General features: G+C 75.5%; 16 protein-coding genes and 1 tRNA gene. 13 read left to right on the top strand and 4 right to left on the bottom strand.

The genetic code is table 11. From position 1 onward, the window contains the following. The coding region (locus ATM99_RS02425) for a cellulose-binding domain-containing protein (RefSeq protein ID WP_190278751.1) at window positions 1-332 on the top strand (332 nt) is incomplete at its 5' end. Window positions 333-428: 96 nt separating this feature from the next. On the opposite strand, the gene ATM99_RS02430 is transcribed toward ATM99_RS02425, so the two are convergent. Next, complete coding sequence (locus ATM99_RS02430; RefSeq protein ID WP_062101361.1) at window positions 429-1,241, bottom strand: putative protein N(5)-glutamine methyltransferase; 813 nt, start codon at window positions 1,239-1,241, stop codon at window positions 429-431. Window positions 1,242-1,402: 161 nt separating this feature from the next. Here ATM99_RS02430 and eno point away from each other — a divergent pair, with 161 nt between their 5' ends. The 11 genes from eno to ATM99_RS02485 all read left to right on the top strand — a co-directional run bounded on the left by eno (window position 1,403) and on the right by ATM99_RS02485 (window position 12,224). Beyond that, window positions 1,403-2,683 carry a phosphopyruvate hydratase gene (gene eno, locus ATM99_RS02435; protein ID WP_062101362.1) on the top strand — a complete coding sequence of 427 codons (1,281 nt, stop codon included), beginning with the start codon at window positions 1,403-1,405 and terminating at the stop codon, window positions 2,681-2,683. Window positions 2,684-2,917: 234 nt separating this feature from the next. Beyond that, on the top strand, window positions 2,918-3,706 hold the full coding sequence (locus ATM99_RS19605) for a septum formation initiator family protein (RefSeq protein ID WP_223304770.1): 789 nt from the start codon (window positions 2,918-2,920) through the stop codon (window positions 3,704-3,706). Between the two features lie 196 nt (window positions 3,707-3,902). Then, window positions 3,903-4,421 carry a DUF501 domain-containing protein gene (locus tag ATM99_RS02445; RefSeq protein ID WP_062101371.1) on the top strand — a complete coding sequence of 173 codons (519 nt, stop codon included), beginning with the start codon at window positions 3,903-3,905 and terminating at the stop codon, window positions 4,419-4,421. A 69-nt stretch (window positions 4,422-4,490) separates the two neighbouring features. Further along, window positions 4,491-5,444 carry a Ppx/GppA phosphatase family protein gene (locus tag ATM99_RS02450; protein WP_062101363.1) on the top strand — a complete coding sequence of 318 codons (954 nt, stop codon included), beginning with the start codon at window positions 4,491-4,493 and terminating at the stop codon, window positions 5,442-5,444. A 285-nt stretch (window positions 5,445-5,729) separates the two neighbouring features. Beyond that, window positions 5,730-6,059: a PadR family transcriptional regulator gene (locus ATM99_RS02455; protein ID WP_062101364.1), complete on the top strand. Its 330-nt coding sequence runs from the start codon at window positions 5,730-5,732 to the stop codon at window positions 6,057-6,059. Further along, on the top strand, window positions 6,056-7,312 hold the full coding sequence (locus ATM99_RS02460; protein ID WP_062101365.1) for a hypothetical protein: 1,257 nt from the start codon (window positions 6,056-6,058) through the stop codon (window positions 7,310-7,312). The genes ATM99_RS02455 and ATM99_RS02460 overlap by 4 nt, the downstream gene beginning before the upstream one ends. 91 nt (window positions 7,313-7,403) lie before the next feature. Beyond that, window positions 7,404-8,909: a hemolysin family protein gene (locus ATM99_RS02465; RefSeq protein WP_082659150.1), complete on the top strand. Its 1,506-nt coding sequence runs from the start codon at window positions 7,404-7,406 to the stop codon at window positions 8,907-8,909. 95 nt (window positions 8,910-9,004) lie between these two features. Further along, window positions 9,005-10,528: an NAD(P)/FAD-dependent oxidoreductase gene (locus ATM99_RS02470; protein ID WP_082659151.1), complete on the top strand. Its 1,524-nt coding sequence runs from the start codon at window positions 9,005-9,007 to the stop codon at window positions 10,526-10,528. A gap of 136 nt (window positions 10,529-10,664) precedes the next feature. Beyond that, window positions 10,665-10,738, top strand: a tRNA-Leu gene (locus tag ATM99_RS02475). 53 nt (window positions 10,739-10,791) lie between these two features. Continuing rightward, a complete protein-coding gene (locus tag ATM99_RS02480) occupies window positions 10,792-11,319 on the top strand; it encodes a helix-turn-helix transcriptional regulator (protein WP_062101366.1) in 528 nt (175 codons plus the stop codon). Further along, entirely contained in the window at window positions 11,316-12,224 is a 909-nt protein-coding gene (locus ATM99_RS02485) for a M23 family metallopeptidase (RefSeq protein WP_062101367.1), read from the top strand. Before ATM99_RS02480 ends, ATM99_RS02485 begins: the two co-directional genes overlap by 4 nt. Window positions 12,225-12,301: 77 nt before the next feature. On the opposite strand, the gene ATM99_RS02490 is transcribed toward ATM99_RS02485, so the two are convergent. Both ATM99_RS02490 and ATM99_RS02495 read right to left on the bottom strand, forming a co-directional pair. Further along, a complete protein-coding gene (locus tag ATM99_RS02490) occupies window positions 12,302-12,742 on the bottom strand; it encodes a PLD nuclease N-terminal domain-containing protein (protein ID WP_082659152.1) in 441 nt (146 codons plus the stop codon). A 304-nt stretch (window positions 12,743-13,046) separates the two neighbouring features. Then, window positions 13,047-13,934: a siderophore-interacting protein gene (locus ATM99_RS02495; protein WP_082659153.1), complete on the bottom strand. Its 888-nt coding sequence runs from the start codon at window positions 13,932-13,934 to the stop codon at window positions 13,047-13,049. Window positions 13,935-14,139: 205 nt separating this feature from the next. Here ATM99_RS02495 and ATM99_RS02500 point away from each other — a divergent pair, with 205 nt between their 5' ends. Beyond that, window positions 14,140-17,289, top strand: a complete 3,150-nt coding sequence (locus tag ATM99_RS02500; RefSeq protein WP_062101368.1) for an efflux RND transporter permease subunit — start codon at window positions 14,140-14,142, stop codon at window positions 17,287-17,289. A 173-nt stretch (window positions 17,290-17,462) separates the two neighbouring features. Here the strand turns inward: ATM99_RS02500 and ATM99_RS19165 are convergent. Then, a partial coding sequence (locus ATM99_RS19165; RefSeq protein ID WP_190278752.1) for an ABC transporter permease subunit occupies window positions 17,463-18,276 on the bottom strand: 814 nt, incomplete at its 5' end.

The raw sequence follows: 18,276 nt of genomic DNA on the forward strand, positions 1-18,276 counted from the left end.
CGACCTCCGGCCCGGCGACCTGTCGCGTCTCCTACACGACGCACGACTGGGGCACGGGCTTCACCGCGAACGTCCGCGTGACGAACACGGGCGCCGCCGCGCTCACGGCCTGGACGCTGACGTTCGCGCTCACCGGGGGGCAGCAGGTCACGCAGGGCTGGAGCGCCACGTGGACGCAGCAGGGGTCGGCCGTCACCGCGACCAACGCCGCGTGGAACGGGACGCTCGCGGCCGGCGGGTCGGTCGACGTCGGCTTCAACGGCAGCCATCCGGGCAGCAACCCGCGGCCGACGTCGTTCGCGCTGAACGGCGCGAGCTGCGCGGTCGCCTGACGTCCGCCCACCGGGACGAGGTCGCTGCGAGACCGGGCGGCGGGCGCGCCAGGGTCGGCTGCCGCACGCCCGCCCCGGTCTCGTGGAGCGGCGGTCTCAGCCCGTGGGCGGCGGGCGGTGCGCGACGACGACGGTCCCGTCGACGTCGTCGTCGCGCAGCACCTCCACCGGCCATCCGGGCGGGCACGCGGCGCGCGTGAGCGTGACCTGCGCGCGGCTCGTCTCGACCAGCACGTGCCCGCCCGGGCGGACCCACGCGGGCGCCGCGGCGAGCAGACGACGCTGCACGTCGACGCCGTCCGGACCGCCGTCGAGCGCGACGTGCGGCTCGTGCTCGCGCGCCTCGGGCGGCATGGTCGCGACCGCGTCGTGCGGCACGTAGGGCGCGTTGGCGACGAGCACGTCGACGCGCCCGCGCAGGTCCGGGGGGACCGGGTCCAGCAGGTCGCCGGTCCACACGCTGCCGCGCCCGGCGAGGTTGCGTGCCGCCCAGGCGGTGGCCGCGGGGTCGAGGTCGGCGGCGTGCAGCACGGCGCCGGGGACGTCGTGCGCGACGAACGTCGCCACCGGTGCGACGCCGCAGCACGCCTCGACGACGACGGGTGCCGGACCGGCCGCGCGGGCGAGCGTCGCCGCGGTGCGCGCGAGCAGCTCGGTGCGTCGGCGCGGCACGAACACCCCCGGGCCGACGGCCAGCCGCAGGCCGGCGAACGCGACCCAGCCCAGGACCGTCTCGAGCGGCTCGCCCGCGACGCGTCGGGCGACGAGGTCCTCGAGCACCGGACCCGTGGCGGCCGCCGTCAGCAGCGCCGCCTCGTCCTCGGCGAACACGCAGCCCGCCGCGCGCAGGCGGCGCACGAGCGCGTCGGGTGGCGGTGCGGGCGACGCCGCGGCGTCGGCAGAGGTCACGTCGCATGCTCGCACGCGGGCCCTGCGCGCGGCCACCCGGGGAGCGTGACGCGTCGTCGCAGGTCAGAGGCGTGCGGTCCAGCAGCCGAAGGTCCCTCCGTCACCGCTGACCAGCGGCACTAGGCTGGGTGCGCAAACCCACCGTCTGTCGAAGGAGCACCATGGCCAGCATCGAGGCCGTCGGCGCCCGCGAGATCCTGGACTCGCGCGGCAACCCCACTGTCGAGGTCGAGGTCGCCCTCGACGACGGCACCATCGCGCGTGCCGCCGTCCCGTCGGGTGCGTCCACCGGCGCGTTCGAGGCCGTCGAGCGCCGTGACGGCGACGACCCCCGCTACGGCGGCAAGGGCGTCCAGGGTGCCGTCAACGCCGTGATCGACGAGATCGCCCCCGAGCTCATCGGCTTCGAGGCGAGCGAGCAGCGTCTGGTCGACGCCGCGCTCATCGAGCTCGACGGCACGCCCAACAAGGGCAAGCTCGGCGCCAACGCGATCCTGGGCGTCTCGCTCGCGGTCGCCAAGGCCGCGGCCGACTCGGCCGACCTGCCGCTGTTCCGCTACGTCGGCGGCCCCAACGCGCACGTCCTGCCCGTGCCGATGATGAACATCCTCAACGGTGGGTCGCACGCCGACTCCAACGTCGACATCCAGGAGTTCATGGTCGCCCCGATCGGCGCCACGACGTTCCGTGAGGCGCTGCGCACCGGCACCGAGGTCTACCACTCGCTCAAGTCCGTGCTGAAGGGCAAGGGCCTGTCGACGGGTCTCGGCGACGAGGGCGGCTTCGCGCCGAACCTCGAGTCGAACCGCGCCGCGCTCGACCTCATCCTCGTCGCGATCGAGAAGGCCGGCTTCGTGCCCGGCAAGGACGTCGCGCTCGCGCTCGACGTGGCCGCCACCGAGTTCTTCAAGGACGGCGCGTACCAGTTCGAGGGCGTCGCCAAGACCCCCGCCGAGATGATCGCGTTCTACGAGCAGCTCGTCGCGGACTACCCGCTGGTCTCCATCGAGGACCCGCTGTCCGAGGACGAGTGGGACTCGTGGTCCGAGCTCGTCGGCAAGGTCGGCGGCAAGGTCCAGATCGTCGGCGACGACCTGTTCGTCACCAACCCGGAGCGTCTGGCCAAGGGCATCCAGCTCAAGGCCGCGAACTCGCTGCTGGTCAAGCTCAACCAGATCGGCACGCTCACCGAGACCCTCGACGCGGTCGCCCTCGCGCAGCGCTCGGGCTTCACGACGATGACCTCGCACCGCTCGGGCGAGACCGAGGACACGACGATCGCCGACCTGTCGGTCGCGACGAACGCCGGCCAGATCAAGACCGGTGCGCCCGCCCGCGGCGAGCGCATCAACAAGTACAACCAGCTCCTGCGCATCGAGGAGGAGCTCGACGACGCCGGCATCTACGCCGGTGCGAGCGCCTTCCCGCGCTTCCAGGGCTGATCCAGCACTGACGACGACGCCCGGTCCACCCTCGCGGTGGGCCGGGCGTCGTCGTGCGTGGGGGCGTGCGACCGGCCCGGCGCGTGAGGTGCGGGCGCGGGGCGCGAGCATGCCCGGTCCCGCGTCCGTCCGGTGTGTGCGCGACGTGACGGGTCCGTGCACACCCGGTCCCGGACGCGGACACGGCGGGTCCACGTCCGGCCGATCCGCCGGTCGCGGGGCACAATCGGGGCCATGCCCACGTCGCGCCGTCCGCCCGCGCCCGGCGCCGGACGGCGCCCGGTCCGCGACGACGCGCCGTCGGGTGCGGTCCCGCGCGCGGCCCGCCCGGCCGGGGCGCGCCCGGCCGGTGCGCCGTCGGCACCGCGCGGCGTGCGCGCGGCCCCGCCGCGCTCGGGCGCGGTCCCGAAGGTCGCTCCGTCGTCGTCCCGGCCGGGTGCGGGCCGCGGCGCCTCCGGGCGCTCGGGGCCCGGGCGCACGGGGACGCCGCCGCGCGGCACGGCCCGCGCCGAGTCGGCGCGGCTGCCCGTGCCCCGCATGTTCACGGTGCGGGCGATGGTGTTCTCGCTCGTGCTGCTCGTGGCGTTCGTGCTGGTGTACCCCACGCTCGGGACGTACCTGCAGACGCGCGCCGAGGTGCGCCAGCTCACCGCGCAGCGGGACGCGGCCGTCGCCGAGAAGTCGGACCTCGAGGCCGAGCTGCGGCGCTGGGACGACCAGGCGTACGTCATCGCCCAGGCGCGCGAGCGGCTCTCGTTCGTCATGCCGGGGGAGACGGCCTTCGTCGTCGTCGACCCCCAGACGGTCCCCGACGCCCCGGCGGCCGACGACGGACCCGTGTCGACCGCGGCCGACGGCGCGACCCGGCCGTGGTACTCCTCGGTGTGGGACTCCGTCGAGATCGCCGGCGGCCTCGACGTCGACGGGACCGACCCCGCCGCACCGGCGGCACCTCCCGCGTCCGACGCGCCACCCGCACCCGACGCCCCCGCCGGGGACGCGGACGCGGACCCCGCGGGCTGACGCGTCGCGGGCCGGACGCCCCGACCCGCACGTGCGGCCCGGCGTCGTGAGCCGACGGTCGCCGGTGGGCGTCCCGGGCTGCCGTCCCCGGTGGCGCGTGAGGGATGATGGTCGTCCCGCACCGGACGACGAACGGACAGCCGTGCCCGCACGACCCGACCCCACCGCGCACCGTGACGTGCCCGGCCCCTCGGCGCTGCCCGCGCCCCCCGTGGCGCCTGGCGTGACCGACGCGGTGAGCGCGCACGACGTCGAGGTGCTGACCGAGCAGCTCGGACGCCCGCCGCGCGGCGTGGTCGGCGTCGCGGCGCGCTGCGTGTGCGGCCGCCCGCTCGTGGTCCGCACGGCGCCGCGGCTCGACGACGGCACGCCGTTCCCCACGACGTACTACCTGACGTCGCCGCAGGCCGTCGCGGCCGTGAGCTCGGTCGAGGCGACCGGCGTGATGAAGGAGATGACGCAGCGGCTCGCGGAGGACGACGAGCTCGCCGCGGCCCACCGGCGTGCGCACGAGGCCTACCTCGCGGACCGCGAGGCGATCGCGCACGTGCCGGAGATCGCGGGCATCTCGGCCGGGGGCATGCCGCAGCGCGTCAAGTGCCTCCACGTGCTGGTCGCGCACGCGCTGGCCGCCGGTCCGGGCGTCAACCCGGTCGGCGACGAGGCTCTCGCGATGGTCGCCGACCGGTGGCGCCCCGACCGCTGCACCTGCTGAGCCGGTCCACCGGGCGGTCCGGCGCGGATCGTGGCGGGACGTGTCGGCGCGCGGTGGCACGATGACCCGGTGACACGCGTGGCAGCCATCGACTGCGGGACCAACTCCATCCGTCTGCTCGTCGCCGACGTCGACCCGGTCGCCGGGACGCTCGTCGACCTGCACCGCAGCAACGAGGTCGTGCGCCTCGGGCAGGGCGTCGACCGCACGGGCGTCCTCGCGCCGGAGGCGCTGGCGCGCACGCTCACGGCGGCACGCGGGTACCGCGCGGTGTGCGACGAGCTCGGGGTGCAGGCGCTGCGCTTCGTCGCGACCTCGGCGACCCGTGACGCCCGCAACCGCGACGAGTTCGTGGCGGGCGTGCGGGACGCGCTCGGCGTCGACCCCGAGGTGATCGCGGGCGACGAGGAGGCGCGGCTGTCGTTCCGGGGGGCCACGGGCGTGCTCGCGAGCCGGTTCGACGGCCCGTTCCTGGTGGTCGACCTGGGCGGCGGCTCGACCGAGCTGGTGCTCGGCACGGACGTCCCGGAGGCGGCACTGTCGATGGACGTCGGCTCGGTGCGGCTCACCGAGCGCCACCTGCACGACGACCCGCCGACACCGGCGCAGCGCGCGGCGGCCGACGCCGACGTGCACGCGGCGCTCGACGCCGCCGCGGCCGTCGTCCCGCTGGGGCGCACGGTCACGCTCGTGGGCCTCGCGGGGTCGGTCACGACGCTGACGGCGCACGCGCTGCGCCTCGACCGGTACGACCGCGACCGCATCGACGGCGCCGTGCTGGGGGTCGACGACGTGCTCGCGGCGTGCGAGGACATGCTCGCCCGGACGCGCGACGAGCGGGCGGCGCTGCCGTACCTGCACCCCGGGCGTGTCGACGTCATCGGCGCCGGGGCGCTCGTGTGGCGCGACGTCGTCACGCGCGTGCGTGACGAGGTGGCGGCCGCCGGGGGAACGCTGACGCAGGTCGTGACGTCGGAGCACGACATCCTCGACGGCATCGCCTGGAGCGTCGCGGAGCGCTGACGGCCGCGCCGCCGGCCGGCACCGCGACCGGCCTCGGGACCGGTCGCGGGGTGGAGCACGTCCTGGGACGTCCGCGTGCCGACGCCCCGGCCCGTACGGGCGACCGCCGCGTCGGCTCCCGTGACGCGAGAAGGTGTGGCGCGCTGTGGCGTGTCGTGGACAGTAGTGCGGACTGCGCACTACTGTGCGAGGTGCGGGCTCTGGAGGGAACCCGCACCACGTGCCGCCCGCCGGCCCCGCCGCGCGGGGCCGGCGGCGCGGACCGGTCCGAGCGCAGGAGGGTGCATGGACACGACACAGCTGCTCAAGGGGGTGCTGGACCTCGCCGTGCTCGCCGTCGTCGCCGACGAGGACGGCTACGGGTACGACGTCGTGCGTCGGCTGCGCGCGGCGGGCATCGAGGAGGTGGGTGACGCGTCGGTCTACGGCACGCTGCGGCGCCTGTACTCCTCGGGCGCGCTGACGTCGTACGTCGTGCCCAGCGACGAGGGGCCGCACCGGAAGTACTACGGCATCAACGCGCAGGGCCGCGCCGTGCTGGCCGCGCAGCGCAAGGACTGGCAGGAGTTCGCCGGCACCATGGGGCGCCTGCTCGAGACCGAGGGGGCAGCATGACCGTCATCGACGACGCCGTGGCGCACGACGTGCGCACCTACGCCGCGCAGGTGCGGGCCGCGCTGGCCGGCCTGGGTGCCGAGCAGGTCGACGACCTCACCGACGGACTCGAGGTCAACCTGGCCGACGCGCTGGCGGACGACCGTCGACGGCACGGCGGCGGCTCGCTCGCCGACGAGTTCGGGCCGCCCGCCGCGTACGCCGAGGAGCTGCGCACCGCTGCCGGCCTCGCTCCGACCGAGGCCGTGGGGCCCGGCGGGTTCCGCTCGGCGCTCGGGGCGCCCTGGCGCGCGACCGTGGAGCGAGCGCGGCAGGTGCTGCACCGGCTGCGCGCGACCCGCTGGTGGCCGCCGGTCGAGGACCTGCTCGTCGCGCTGCGTCCCGCGTGGTGGGTGCTGCGCGGCTGGGCCCTCGCGCACGTCCTGCTGCAGATGAGCGGCGCCGACGGGGGAGTGGCGTTCTGGCTTCCGTCGTCGATGGCCGGCTGGGTGCTGCTGGGCCTCGCGGTCGTCGCGAGCGCCCAGTGGGGGCGCGGGCGCTGGCGCACCGGGCCGCGGTGGCGGCGTGCTCTGCTCCTGCTCAGCGCGGTGCTGGCGGTCGTCACGGTGGTCCTCCTCGTCGGCCTGCCCGACCAGCAGGGCAAGGAGCGGGCGATGCTGGAGTCGGCCGTGGCGGTCGCGACCAGGCCGTCGGACGGCGTGGTCGTCGACGGCGAGCGCGCGTTCAACCTGTTCGTCTACGACGCCGACGGGCAGCCGGTCGACGGTGCGCAGGTCGTCGACCAGCGCGGCCGCCCGGTCCTCACCGACCCGGGAGGCAACGACCGTTGGCACCGTCAGAAGTACTGGCCGGACGGTGCGTCGGAGCCGACGTACCACGTCGGCGTCCCCGGGCCCGGCGGGCAGCTGCGCTGGAACGTGTACCCCCTGCACAGCCTGACCGAGGGCGGGTGGTCCTACGACGGCACCGGCCAGGAGGTCGTCGCGGACCCCGACCTCGTGCGGGCGCCCGCCTGGCCGTTCGCCGACGCGGGAGCCGTGCGCGCCTGGGGCGGTGACGCCGTCACGTCGACGAAGCCGCGTCCCGTACCCTCGCCGACGCCGGGCTCGGCCGTCGAGGGGACGGACCCGGGCGCCGCGGACGCCGCGTCGAGCGAGGCCCCGAGCGCGGGCGACGCGTCCGACGCCGCGAGCGCACCGTCCCCCGACGGCGACGCGCCGGACGGCGACGTGGCCCCGCCGGCCGCACCCTGACGGGCGTCGCCCCGCCCGCCGTCGTGCGGGCGGGGCGACGTTCCCGGCCCTAAGGTGAGCGTGTCCCCGCCGCCGACCTCGGATCCGAGCCGTGACCGCTGACACCTGGGCCGACATCGGTCTCGTCCTGCTGTTCATCCTCGTCGGCGGCGTGTTCGCCGGCACCGAGCTCGCGCTGGTCTCGCTGCGCGAGTCGCAGCTCGGGCAGATCGAGAAGCAGGGTGCGCGCGGCGTGCGCGTCGCGGCCGTCGCGCGCAACCCCAACCGGTTCCTCGCGGCGGTCCAGATCGGCGTGACCGTCGCCGGGTTCTTCTCGGCGGCGTTCGGGGCGTCGTCGCTCGCGCCCGCCGTCGCGCCGCTGTTCGTGTCGCTCGGGCTGCCGCAGGGCACGGCCGAGGGGGTCGCGCTGATCGCCCTCACGCTCGTGATCGCGTACCTGTCGCTCGTGCTGGGCGAGCTCGTGCCCAAGCGCATCGCGATGCAGCAGGCGGCGCGCGTGTCGCTGTGGGTGGGGCCGCCGCTCGACCGGTTCGCGGTGCTCATGACGCCCGTGATCTGGCTGCTGTCGAAGTCCACCAACGGGGTCGTCCGGCTCCTCGGCTTCGACCCGGCCGCCACGAGCGACCAGATCACCGACGAGGAGCTGCGCGACCTCGTGCGCTCGCACCCCGACCTGCCCGAGGACGAGCGCCGCCTCATCGACGACGTGTTCGACGTCGGCGACCGCTCGCTCGTCGAGGTCATGCGCCCGCGCGCCGACGTGACGTTCCTCGCCGCCGACGCCCCGATCGCGGAGGCCGCGCGGCTCGTCGGGACGCTGCCGTACTCGCGGTACCCCGTGACGGGCGAGGACTTCGACGACATCGTCGGGTTCGTGCACGTGCGCGACCTGCTCGCGCCCGTCGCGCGCGCCGTGCGCGAGGCCGAGGAGGACCCCGACACGCACGGCCGCGAGGGAGTCGTCGAGGCGATCGTCGAGGTCTCCGTGAAGACCGTCGGCAGCGTGACGCGGCCCATCGTGTCGTTGCCGGGCACCAACGCGGTGCTGCCGACGCTGTCGACCATGCGCCGCACGGGTGCGCACATCGCCGTGGTCGTCGACGAGTACGGCGGCACCGACGGCATCGTGACGCTCGAGGACCTGCTGGAGGAGCTGGTCGGCGACATCGTCGACGAGTACGACCCCGTGCCGGTGCGCGTGACGGGGACCGCGGACGTCGACGCGGGGCTCACGCTCGAGGAGTTCGCCGACCGCACGGGGGTCGAGCTGCCCGAGGGGCCGTACGAGACCGTCGCGGGGTACCTGCTGGCGCGGTTCGGGCGCATCCCGTCGCCCGGGGACGTGGTGGAGGTCGAGGCCGGGGCGGAGGGCGACGACGCGCCGGCCGACGAGCCGCCGACCCGGCTGCGGGTGCGCGCGGTCGACCGCCGGCGGATCACGGGCGTGCGGGTCGAGCGCGGGACGCCCGGGGCCGCGGCTGCGGTCCCGGCCGGCGACGGGGCGGGCGAGGGCGCGACAGCGGTCGTCGAGGGTCACGAGGGAACGCCGGACCGTCCGGGTGGCGTCGTCGCACGTGAGGGCTCCGCCGGGACCTGAGGCCCGGCAGCAGGCGGTCGCGGTGTGCTCGGTGTGCGCGGCATCACCGGCTCCGGAGGGCGCGTGGGAGCGCGTGCACGTCTACCGTATGAGGTATGCCTCAGTCGCCCACCGCGTCCGTCGACGCCGCCCGCCCGTCCGGCGAGCTCATGCCGGCGCCGGCCGGCAAGCCCCGCAAGGTGCCGCGCGTCCTGGTCCTCGGCGGCGGCACGGTGGGCCTGTACTCGGCCCGTCGGCTGCGCCGTCGTCTCGGCCGGCGCGAGGCGGCCATCGTGGTCGTCGACCCACGCCCGTACATGACCTACGCGCCGTTCCTGCCCGAGGCGGCGGCCGGGTCCATCGACCCCCGCAACGTCGTCGCCCCGCACCGTCGCGCGCTCAAGGGCGTCGACGTGCTGCAGGGCCACGTCACGCACATCGAGCACGCCAACCGCCGCGTGCAGATCACGCCCATCGAGGGCGAGCCGTACTGGGTGACGTACGACCACCTGGTCGTGGGCCTCGGGTCGGTCGCGCGCACGCTGCCCATCCCCGGTCTCGCCGAGGTCGCGATCGGCTTCAAGAACGTCGAGGAGGCCATCGCGGTCCGCAACCACGTGCTGGGCCGCATCGACGTCGCGGCGTCCACGTGGGACCCGGAGCTGCGGCGCCGCATGCTGACGTTCGTGTTCGTCGGCGGCGGGTTCGCGGGCGTCGAGGCGCTCGGCGAGGTCGAGGACATGGCGCGCTACGCGGTGCGCAAGTACAAGCAGATCGAGCAGGACGAGCTGCGCTTCGTGCTGGTCGAGGGCAGCCCGCGCATCCTGCCCGAGGTGAGCGAGGAGCTCGGCGGCTACACGCTCGAGCAGCTGCGCAAGCGCGACATCGAGATCTTCCTGTCGACGTTCCTGTCGTCCTGCGTCGACGGGCACATCGTGCTGTCGAACGGCACCGAGTTCGACGCCGAGACGGTCGTGTGGACCGCGGGCGTCAAGGCCAACCCGGTGCTGCAGGAGTCGGACCTGCCGCTGGACAAGATGGGCCGCGTCATCTGCAACGCCGAGCTGCAGGTGACCGCCGAGGACGGCACGGTCGTGGCCGACGCGTGGTCCGCGGGTGACTGCGCCGCGGTGCCCGACCTGTACAACCCCGGCAAGTTCTGCCCGCCGAACGCGCAGCACGCGCTGCGGCAGGGCAACCACATCGGCGACAACCTCGCCGTGGTGCTGCGCTCGGGCCGCCCGACGCCGTACAAGCACAAGAACGTGGGCGCGGTCGCGTCGCTCGGCATGTACAAGGGCGTCGCGCAGATGTTCGGCAAGATCAAGGTCCGCGGGTTCCTCGCGTGGGTCCTGCACCGCACGTACCACGTGTTCGCGATGCCGACGTTCAACCGCAAGCTGCGGATCGCCGCGGGCTGGACCGGGTCGGTGCTGCTGCGCCGCGAGGTCGTCGCGCTGGGGTCGCTGCACGACCCGCGCGCCGAGTTCCGCGCCGCGTCCGTGCCGCCGAAGCCCAAGGTCGAGCAGACCTCGCAGGCCACGGCGCCGACCGACGGTGCGACCGGCGCGCCGTCGCTGCCGGCGTCCAAGGCCGAGAAGGACTCCCCGGCGGCGAAGGGAGACGCGCACGCGTCCTGACGCCCGTCCGCCGACGACGCCCCCGCGACCCGCCGCCGTGGTCGCGGGGGCGTCGTGCGTCCGGGGCGCGCTGGTGCTGCGGGGCGCGTCGCGGTCCCGGCACGGGTGGGCCGTGCGCTGGCAGGATGACGACCGCGCCCCCGTAGCCCAACCGGCAGAGGCAACCGGCTTAAACCCGGTCCAGTCCGGGTTCGAACCCCGGCGGGGGCACGAGGGTCGTGCACCCGCCTTCCGAAAATCCGATATTCCGTTACGCTCGACGGATGGACGACGACCTGCGCACCCGCGTCGACGCGCTCGAGGAGCGCGTCGCGGCCCTCGAGGCCTCGCCTCCACGTGTCGCCACCGACCCCGCCGCCGACGACCCGGACGACCCGGACGACCGGTTCTGGGCCCTGCACGGCCTCACGGCCCGCGTCGACCGCCCCGCGTCGAGCGGTGCGGTCATGATGGTCGGCGACGTCCGCACGCCCGCGGGCGATGAGGCCCGGTGGCAGTACGCGCTGACCACCGACGACGTGCTCGCGGCCGACTGGGCCGACCTGGCGCCCGTGCTCGCGGCGCTCGGGCACCCCGTGCGGCTCGCGCTGCTGCGTGCGGTCCTCGACGGCGCCCGCACCGCGCGCGACCTCGCCGACGCGGTCGACGTGGGCTCGACCGGTCAGGTCTACCACCACCTGCGCCAGCTCCAGGCGGCCGGCTGGCTGCGCGCGGCGGCCGGCGGCGAGCACGTCGTGCCCGCCGAGCGGCTCGTCCCGCTGCTCACGACGCTGCTGGCGGCGGTCCGATGAGCGCCGCACCGCCGACCGGGGCCGGGTCGCGTCCCGAGCCCCGCCCCGGGTCCCGCCGCGCGCCGCTCGACGGGCCGCGACGCGCCGTCGCGGGGCTCATGCCCGTGTGGTTCTGGGGCGTCCTCGCCTGGATCGTCGTCGGCCGCGTGCTCGACCCGCACCCGGTGGTGTGGTTCGCGGGCGCCGCGGTCCTCGTGGGTCTGTGGTTCGTCCGGCCGCCACGCGTCGAGCGCGACCCCGTCGAGGTCGCGTCACCGCTGCGGGGCCGCTGGACCGTCGTCAACAGCCCGGCCGACCAGGTGCCGAGCCACGGGATCCGGGCCTACGGCCAGACGTACGCGATCGACGTGCTGCTGCCCAGCCCGCCGGGGACGCCCGCGACCGTGCCCTGGCGCGGCGGGTTCCCCCGGCCCGAGACGTTCCCCTCGTTCGGTCGTCCCGTGCACGCGGTCGCCGACGGCACGGTCGTGCGCGTCGTCGACGGCCGCCGCGACCACCGGGGCCGCACGTCCTGGCCCGCGCTCGCGTACCTCATGACCGTCGAGGCGACGCGAGACCTCGGTGGCCCCTCGGCCGTCGTCGGCAACCACGTGGTGCTCGACCACGGCGACGGCGTGTTCTCGCTGGTCGCGCACCTGCGACGCGGCAGCGCGCGCGTGCGGCCCGGGCAGCGCGTCGCCGCCGGGGACGTGCTGGGCGAGGTCGGCAACTCCGGCAACTCGAGCGAGCCGCACCTGCACGTGCAGCTCATGGACCGCCCCCAGCCGCTGCGCGCGGCCGGCATCCCGTTCCGGTGGCGCGACGCGCGCGTGCTGCCCGACGTCACCGACCCGTCCCGCGCGTCGACCGTCCGCACCGAGATCACGCCCGGCCTGCCGGCCGCGGGGCAGGTCGTCGAGATGTGAGGTGCGGGAGCGCCGCGCCGTCCAGGTGCGGCTCGGGTGCCGTCCGGACTCTGCGCGGACGCGGCCGCGGACCCGTCTCAGGGGCGGTCGTGCTCGGTGCCGTCGGTCCGGGTGGTCCCGGTGGTCCCCGCGGTCCCGGACGCTCCGGCCCCGCCCTGCTCGCGGGCGCGCAGCTGCGCCTCCCAGTCACGCAGCATCTGCTCGTGCAGCTCGTCCGACCGTCGCTCCTCGGCGCGCCGACGCTCCTCCGCGGCCGCGTCGTCGCCGTACCGGCGAGGGCGCTCGTACTCCGGGAAGCCGGCGGTCGTCGTCGACGGCCACGGCACGTGGGTGCGCGGCGTCAGCGGGCGTCCCGCGACCAGCCACGCGATGCCGCCGGCGATCGGCAGCACGACGATCAGGACGACCCACCACCCCTTCGACAGGTTCCGCACGCGGTCCGTGTCGGACTGGATGCAGTCGATCAGGCAGTACACCAGCAGGGCGAGCTCGACGATCACGGGCAGGGCGCGCAGCAACGAAGCCTCCTCGCGGGTGTCACGGGCAGGAGCACCGTAGCGCCCCGGTGCGTGCGGCGTCCGGCGTACGGCCGCTCGGCTGCGCTGCTCGACCGGTGCACGGCACCGCGAGCGCGGTACTCGCCCCCGAGTGCGGTACTCGTGCGTCGAGCGCGGTGCACACGTGTGCCGCACTCGGGGAACGTGTGCCGCGCTCGCGGTCCGGTCCGGTCAGGTCCGGTCCGGTCCGGTCCCGACGGGGCGGTGGGCGTACCGCGCTCGGCGGTCCGTCCCCGGTTCGGTGGTGCGGCGCCGGGCGGGTGCCTCAGGCGAGTCCCGCGGCCGCCTCCGTCGCCTCGATCTGCGCGTTCCACGCGCGCTTGCCCGCGCGCCAGCCCTCGTCGTCGGCGCCCAGGCGCCAGTAGCCGGAGATCGACAGGTCCTCGCGCGCGACGCCGCGCTCGGTGCGCAGGTAGGCGCGCAGGTCCTTGACCGCGCCCGCCTCGCCGTGCACGAAGGCGCCGACCCGGCCGGCGGGCCAGGCCCAGGCCCGGACGGCGGCCGGCAGCGTCGAACCCGCGGGGGCGTCGCCGTGGTGCAACCACGTGACGGTCACGCCCGCGGGCGCCTCGAGGGTGATCTCGTCGTCGGGGCCGTGCACCTCGACGAACGCGGCGCCGACCGCGTCGCGCGGCAGCCGCTCGAGGCCCACCGCGACGGCGGGCAGCGCGCTCGCGTCGCCGACCAGCAGGTGCGCGTCGACGCCGGGCCGCGGGTCCCACGCGCCGCCGGGGCCGTGGACGAGCACGCGGTCGCCCGGGGTGGTCGTGGCCGCCCAGGGCCCGGCGATGCCCTCGTCGCCGTGGACGACCAGGTCGACGGTCAGCTCGTGCGCGGCGGCGTCCCACGCGCGGACCGTGTACGCGCGCTGCCGGGCCTGCACGCCCGCGGGCAGCAGCGCACGCAGCCCGGCGAGGTCGACGCGGCCGTCGGGGGCGAGCGGGCAGTCGTCGAGCACGCCCGCGGGCACGAAGCCGAGCTTGACGTAGGAGTCGGCGCACGTCGGCGGCGTCAGCGGTCGCATCGGCGGACCGCCGAGCACCACGCGCACGAGGTGCGGCGTGAGGCGTTCCGTCCGCACCACCTCGCCCAGGACGGGCGCGGGGCGCCCGGTGGTGGCGACGGGCAGGGCGGCCGGGCCGGTGGAGCTCATGAGGCGAGCCTAACCTCGGGTGCCTCTCGCGCCCGGCGGGGTGGTCGGCCCCCGGTGTGAGGCGGACCACGTCACCGTGTCAGGAACACGGCGCTCCCGACCGCCGTTGCCCAGGCAGGCGCCGACCGCGGCGCTCCGCCGTACCCTCGACGTGCCCGTGCCGTCGACGTCCCCGCCGGCCCGCCGGCGAGCCTCCGGAGGAACCGTGTCCCGCCTCGCCCGGCTGTCCCTGGCCAACCGCTCCGTCGTCGCGCTGGTCACCGTGGCCATCGCGGTGTTCGGCTGGTTCAGCCTCGGCTCCCTCAAGCAGGAGCTCATCCCGTCGCTGCAGATCCCGACGGCCGTGGTCGTCGCGGTCGACCCGGGCTCGTCGCCCGACCTGGTCGAGCAGCAGCTCACCGAGCCGATCGAGCAGGCGCTGTCGTCCGTCGACGACGTCGAGTCGGTGACCTCGACGTCCGCGACGTCGGTGTCGACGACGACCGTGCAGCTCACGTACGGCGTCGACGTCGACGCCCGCGCGCAGGAGATCCAGCGCGCGGTCGACCGCATCCGCTCGTCGCTGCCCGACGGCGTCGAGCCCAGCGTGTTCACCGGGTCGATCGACGACCTCCCGGTCGTGCAGCTCGCGGTCGCCGGCACGCCCGACGACGTGCGCGAGGGCGAGGACCCGCAGGCCGCGCTCGCGCGCGTCGTGCAGGACGTCGTCGCGCCGCGGCTCGAGCAGGTCGCGGGCGTGCGCGACGTCGCCGTGACGGGTGTCGCCGAGCAGGCCGTGACGATCACGCTCGACCTGCCCGCGCTCACCGCGGCGGGGCTGTCGCCCACGGCCGTGCAGACCGTGCTGCAGGACAACGGGGTCGTGCTGCCCACGGGCACGGTCGACGACGGCGACCGCACGCTCTCGGTGCAGGCGGGCTCGCCGATCACGTCGGTCGACGACCTGCGCGCGCTGCCGCTGCTCGGCGCCGCGGGCCCCGTGACGCTCGGCGACGTCGCGGACGTCGTGGTCGCGCCCGTGGCCGCCACGAGCTTCTCGCGCCTCGACGGCGAGCCCGCGCTCGCGGTCGCGCTCACGAAGACCCCGGCGGGCAACACGGTCGACGTGTCGCACGGCGCGCAGCAGGCGGTCGACGACCTGCGCGCGCAGCTCGGCGACGGCGTCGACGTCGCCGTGGTGTTCGACCAGGCGCCGTTCATCGAGGAGTCCATCGAGGGCCTGGCCACCGAGGGCGGGCTCGGGCTGCTGTTCGCCGTGGTCGTGATCCTGCTGTTCCTCGCGTCCTTGCGCTCGACCCTGGTGTCGGCGGTGTCGATCCCGCTGTCGCTGCTCGTGACGTTCATCGGGCTGCGCCTCACCGGGTACTCGCTCAACATCCTCACGCTCGGCGCGATGACCATCGCGATCGGTCGCGTGGTCGACGACTCGATCGTCGTCATCGAGAACATCAAGCGGCACCTGTCGTACGGCGAGCCGAAGCGCGACGCGATCGTCACGGCCGTGCGCGAGGTCGCCGCGGCGATCACCGCGTCGACGGTCGCGACGATCGCGGTGTTCCTGCCGATCGGCCTGGTCGGCGGCATGGTCGGCGAGCTGTTCCGGCCGTTCGCGTTCACCACGGCCATCGCCCTGGCGGCGTCGCTGCTCGTGTCGCTGACGATCGTGCCGGTGCTCGCGTACTGGTTCGTGCGCGCCGACGCGGCCGACCCCGCGCAGGCCGAGCGCGTCCGCGCCGAGGCCGAGGCGAAGGAGCGCCGCTCGTGGATGCAGCGCGGCTACCTCGCGACGCTGCGCGGCGCGCTCGCGCACCCGGTCGTGACGATCGTCGCCGCGCTCGTCGTGTTCGGCGGCACGGTCGGGCTCGCGTCCCGGCTCGAGACGAACTTCCTCGGCGACGCCGGGCAGGACACCCTCACGGTCACGCAGACGTTCCCGCCGGCGACGTCGCTCGAGGCGCAGGACGCCGCGGCGCGCGTCGTCGAGGACGCGCTGGCCGACGTCGACGGCGTCGAGACCGTGCAGACCACGGTCGGCTCGTCGGGCGGGATCGAGGCCGCGTTCGCGGGTGGCGGTGCGCTGCGCGCGACGTTCGCGCTCACCCTCGCGGCGGACTCCGACAACGCCGAGGTCACCGACGACGTGCGCGCGGCCGTCGCCGACCTGCCCGCCGGCACCGCCGGTGACGTCGTGGTGGCCGGCGCGGACGCGGCGTTCGGGTCCTCGACCGTCGACGTGGTCGTGCAGTCCGACGACCCCGACGAGCTCGCGGCGCTCGCGGACCGCGTGCGGGACGTCGTGGCCGGCGTCGAGGGCACCACCGACGTGACGAACGACCTCGCGGCCGACCAGCCGACCGTGCAGGTCGCGGTCGACCGCGCGGCGGCCGCCGCGGCCGGGCTCACGGAGACCCAGGTGGTCGGCACCGTCGCGGGGCTCATGTCGCCGCAGCCCGTCGGCACGGTCGACCTGGGCGCGGGCCCGCTCGACGTCACGGTCGTGACCCTGCCCGCGCCGGCGAGCGTCGCCGAGCTCGAGCAGCTCGTGCTGCCCACGCCCACGGGAGTCGTGCCGCTGACCGCCGTGGCGAGCGTCGCGCAGGTCGAGGTGCCCGTGTCCACGACCCGGATCGACGGCGAGCGCGCCGCCACGGTCTCGGCGACCCCGGCGGACCAGGACCTCGGTGCGCTCACGCAGCGCCTGCGCACCGCGCTCGAGGACGTCGACGTGCCCGCGGGTGCGAGCGTCGAGGTCGCGGGCGTCGCGGCCGACCAGGAGGACGCGTTCTCCGACCTCGGGCTCGCGCTGCTGATCGCGATCGCGATCGTCTACGTCGTCATGGTCGCGACGTTCCGGTCGCTCCTGCAGCCGGTGATCCTCATGGTCTCGGTGCCGTTCGCGGCGACCGGGGCGCTCGTGGGGCTGCTGGTCACCGGCACGCCGCTGGGCGTGCCGGCGCTGATCGGCGTGCTCATGCTCATCGGCGTCGTCGTCACCAACGCGATCGTGCTGGTCGACCTCGTCAACCAGTACCGCGAGCGGGGCCGCGACCTCGACGAGGCCGTGACCGAGGGTGCCCGCAAGCGACTGCGGCCCATCGTCATGACCGCGGCGGCGACGATCTTCGCGCTCGTGCCGATGGCGCTCGGCCTCACGGGCGGCGGCGTGTTCATCTCGCGGCCGCTCGCGATCGTCGTGATCGGCGGCCTGTTCACCTCGACGCTGCTGACGCTCGTGCTCGTGCCGGTGCTCTACACGCTCGTCGAGCGGGCGCGGCTGCGCGCGGGTGCGCGGCGGGCGGCGCGGCGCGAGGCGCGCGCCGGGGCCGAAGGCACGCACGGCGCGCACGCGGCCTGACGGCCCGGCACCGGAGGCCCGAGCCCCGCACGCCCGAGCACGCGCGTCCGGACGCACGAGCCCCCGGACGCACGAGCCCCCGGACGCACGAGCCTCCGGACGCACGAACGCGGCGCACCGCCGTCCCCCTCCAGGACGGTGGTGCGCCGCGTCGTCGTCGCGCGGACGCCCCCTCAGGCGTCGCGCGTGCGCAGCCGCACGGCCGCCAGGGCGACCAGCAGCACGACCCAGCCGACCAGCACCGCGTACCCCTGCCACGGGCTGAGGTCGACGGCCTGGTTCGACATCTGGTTCGTCATCTCGAGGAACTCCTCGGGGGTCGAGAGCCGGGCGCCCGCCGACGACGGCAGGAACGGGCGGACCCACTCGAGCGGCTTCCACGAGATGAGGTTGAGCACGCTCTCGATCACCAGCACGAAGCCGATGACGATCGCGATCGTCGCGGCGGTGTTGCGCAGCAGCGCGCCGACGGCGAACCCGAGCAGCGCGACCGTCGCGATGTACAGCGGCGTGCCGAGCACGATGCGGAGCATCTCGGGGTCGGACCAGTCAGGTCGCATCGCCGGCTCGAGAGCGCCCGCCAGCAGGAGCTGCAGCACGGTCCCGATCGCCGCGGTGGCGAACGTGACGACGAGCACCACGAGCGCCTTGGCCCACAGCACGGGCAGACGTGTGGGGACCGCGGTGAGCGTCGAGCGGATCTGCCCGGTGCCGTACTCGCCCGTCACGACGAGTGCTGCGACGACCACGAGGGTGAGGGCGCCGAAGATCTGGCCCGGGGCGAGCACGTTGTAGACGATGGCCGCCGAGCCGGGCTCGCCGTTGAAGCCGGCGAACGAGAACGCCGCGGCCATGGCCCACGCGAGCAGCACGAGCACCGCGAGCGTGATGCCGATCGTCCAGTACGTCGAGCGGACGCTCCAGAGCTTGATCCACTCCGAGCGCACGACGCGCGGGAACGACACGCGGGCGGCCGGCGTGCGGGTG

It is taken from the genome of Cellulomonas sp. B6 (genome assembly GCF_001462455.1).
Lineage (GTDB): Bacteria > Actinomycetota > Actinomycetes > Actinomycetales > Cellulomonadaceae > Cellulomonas.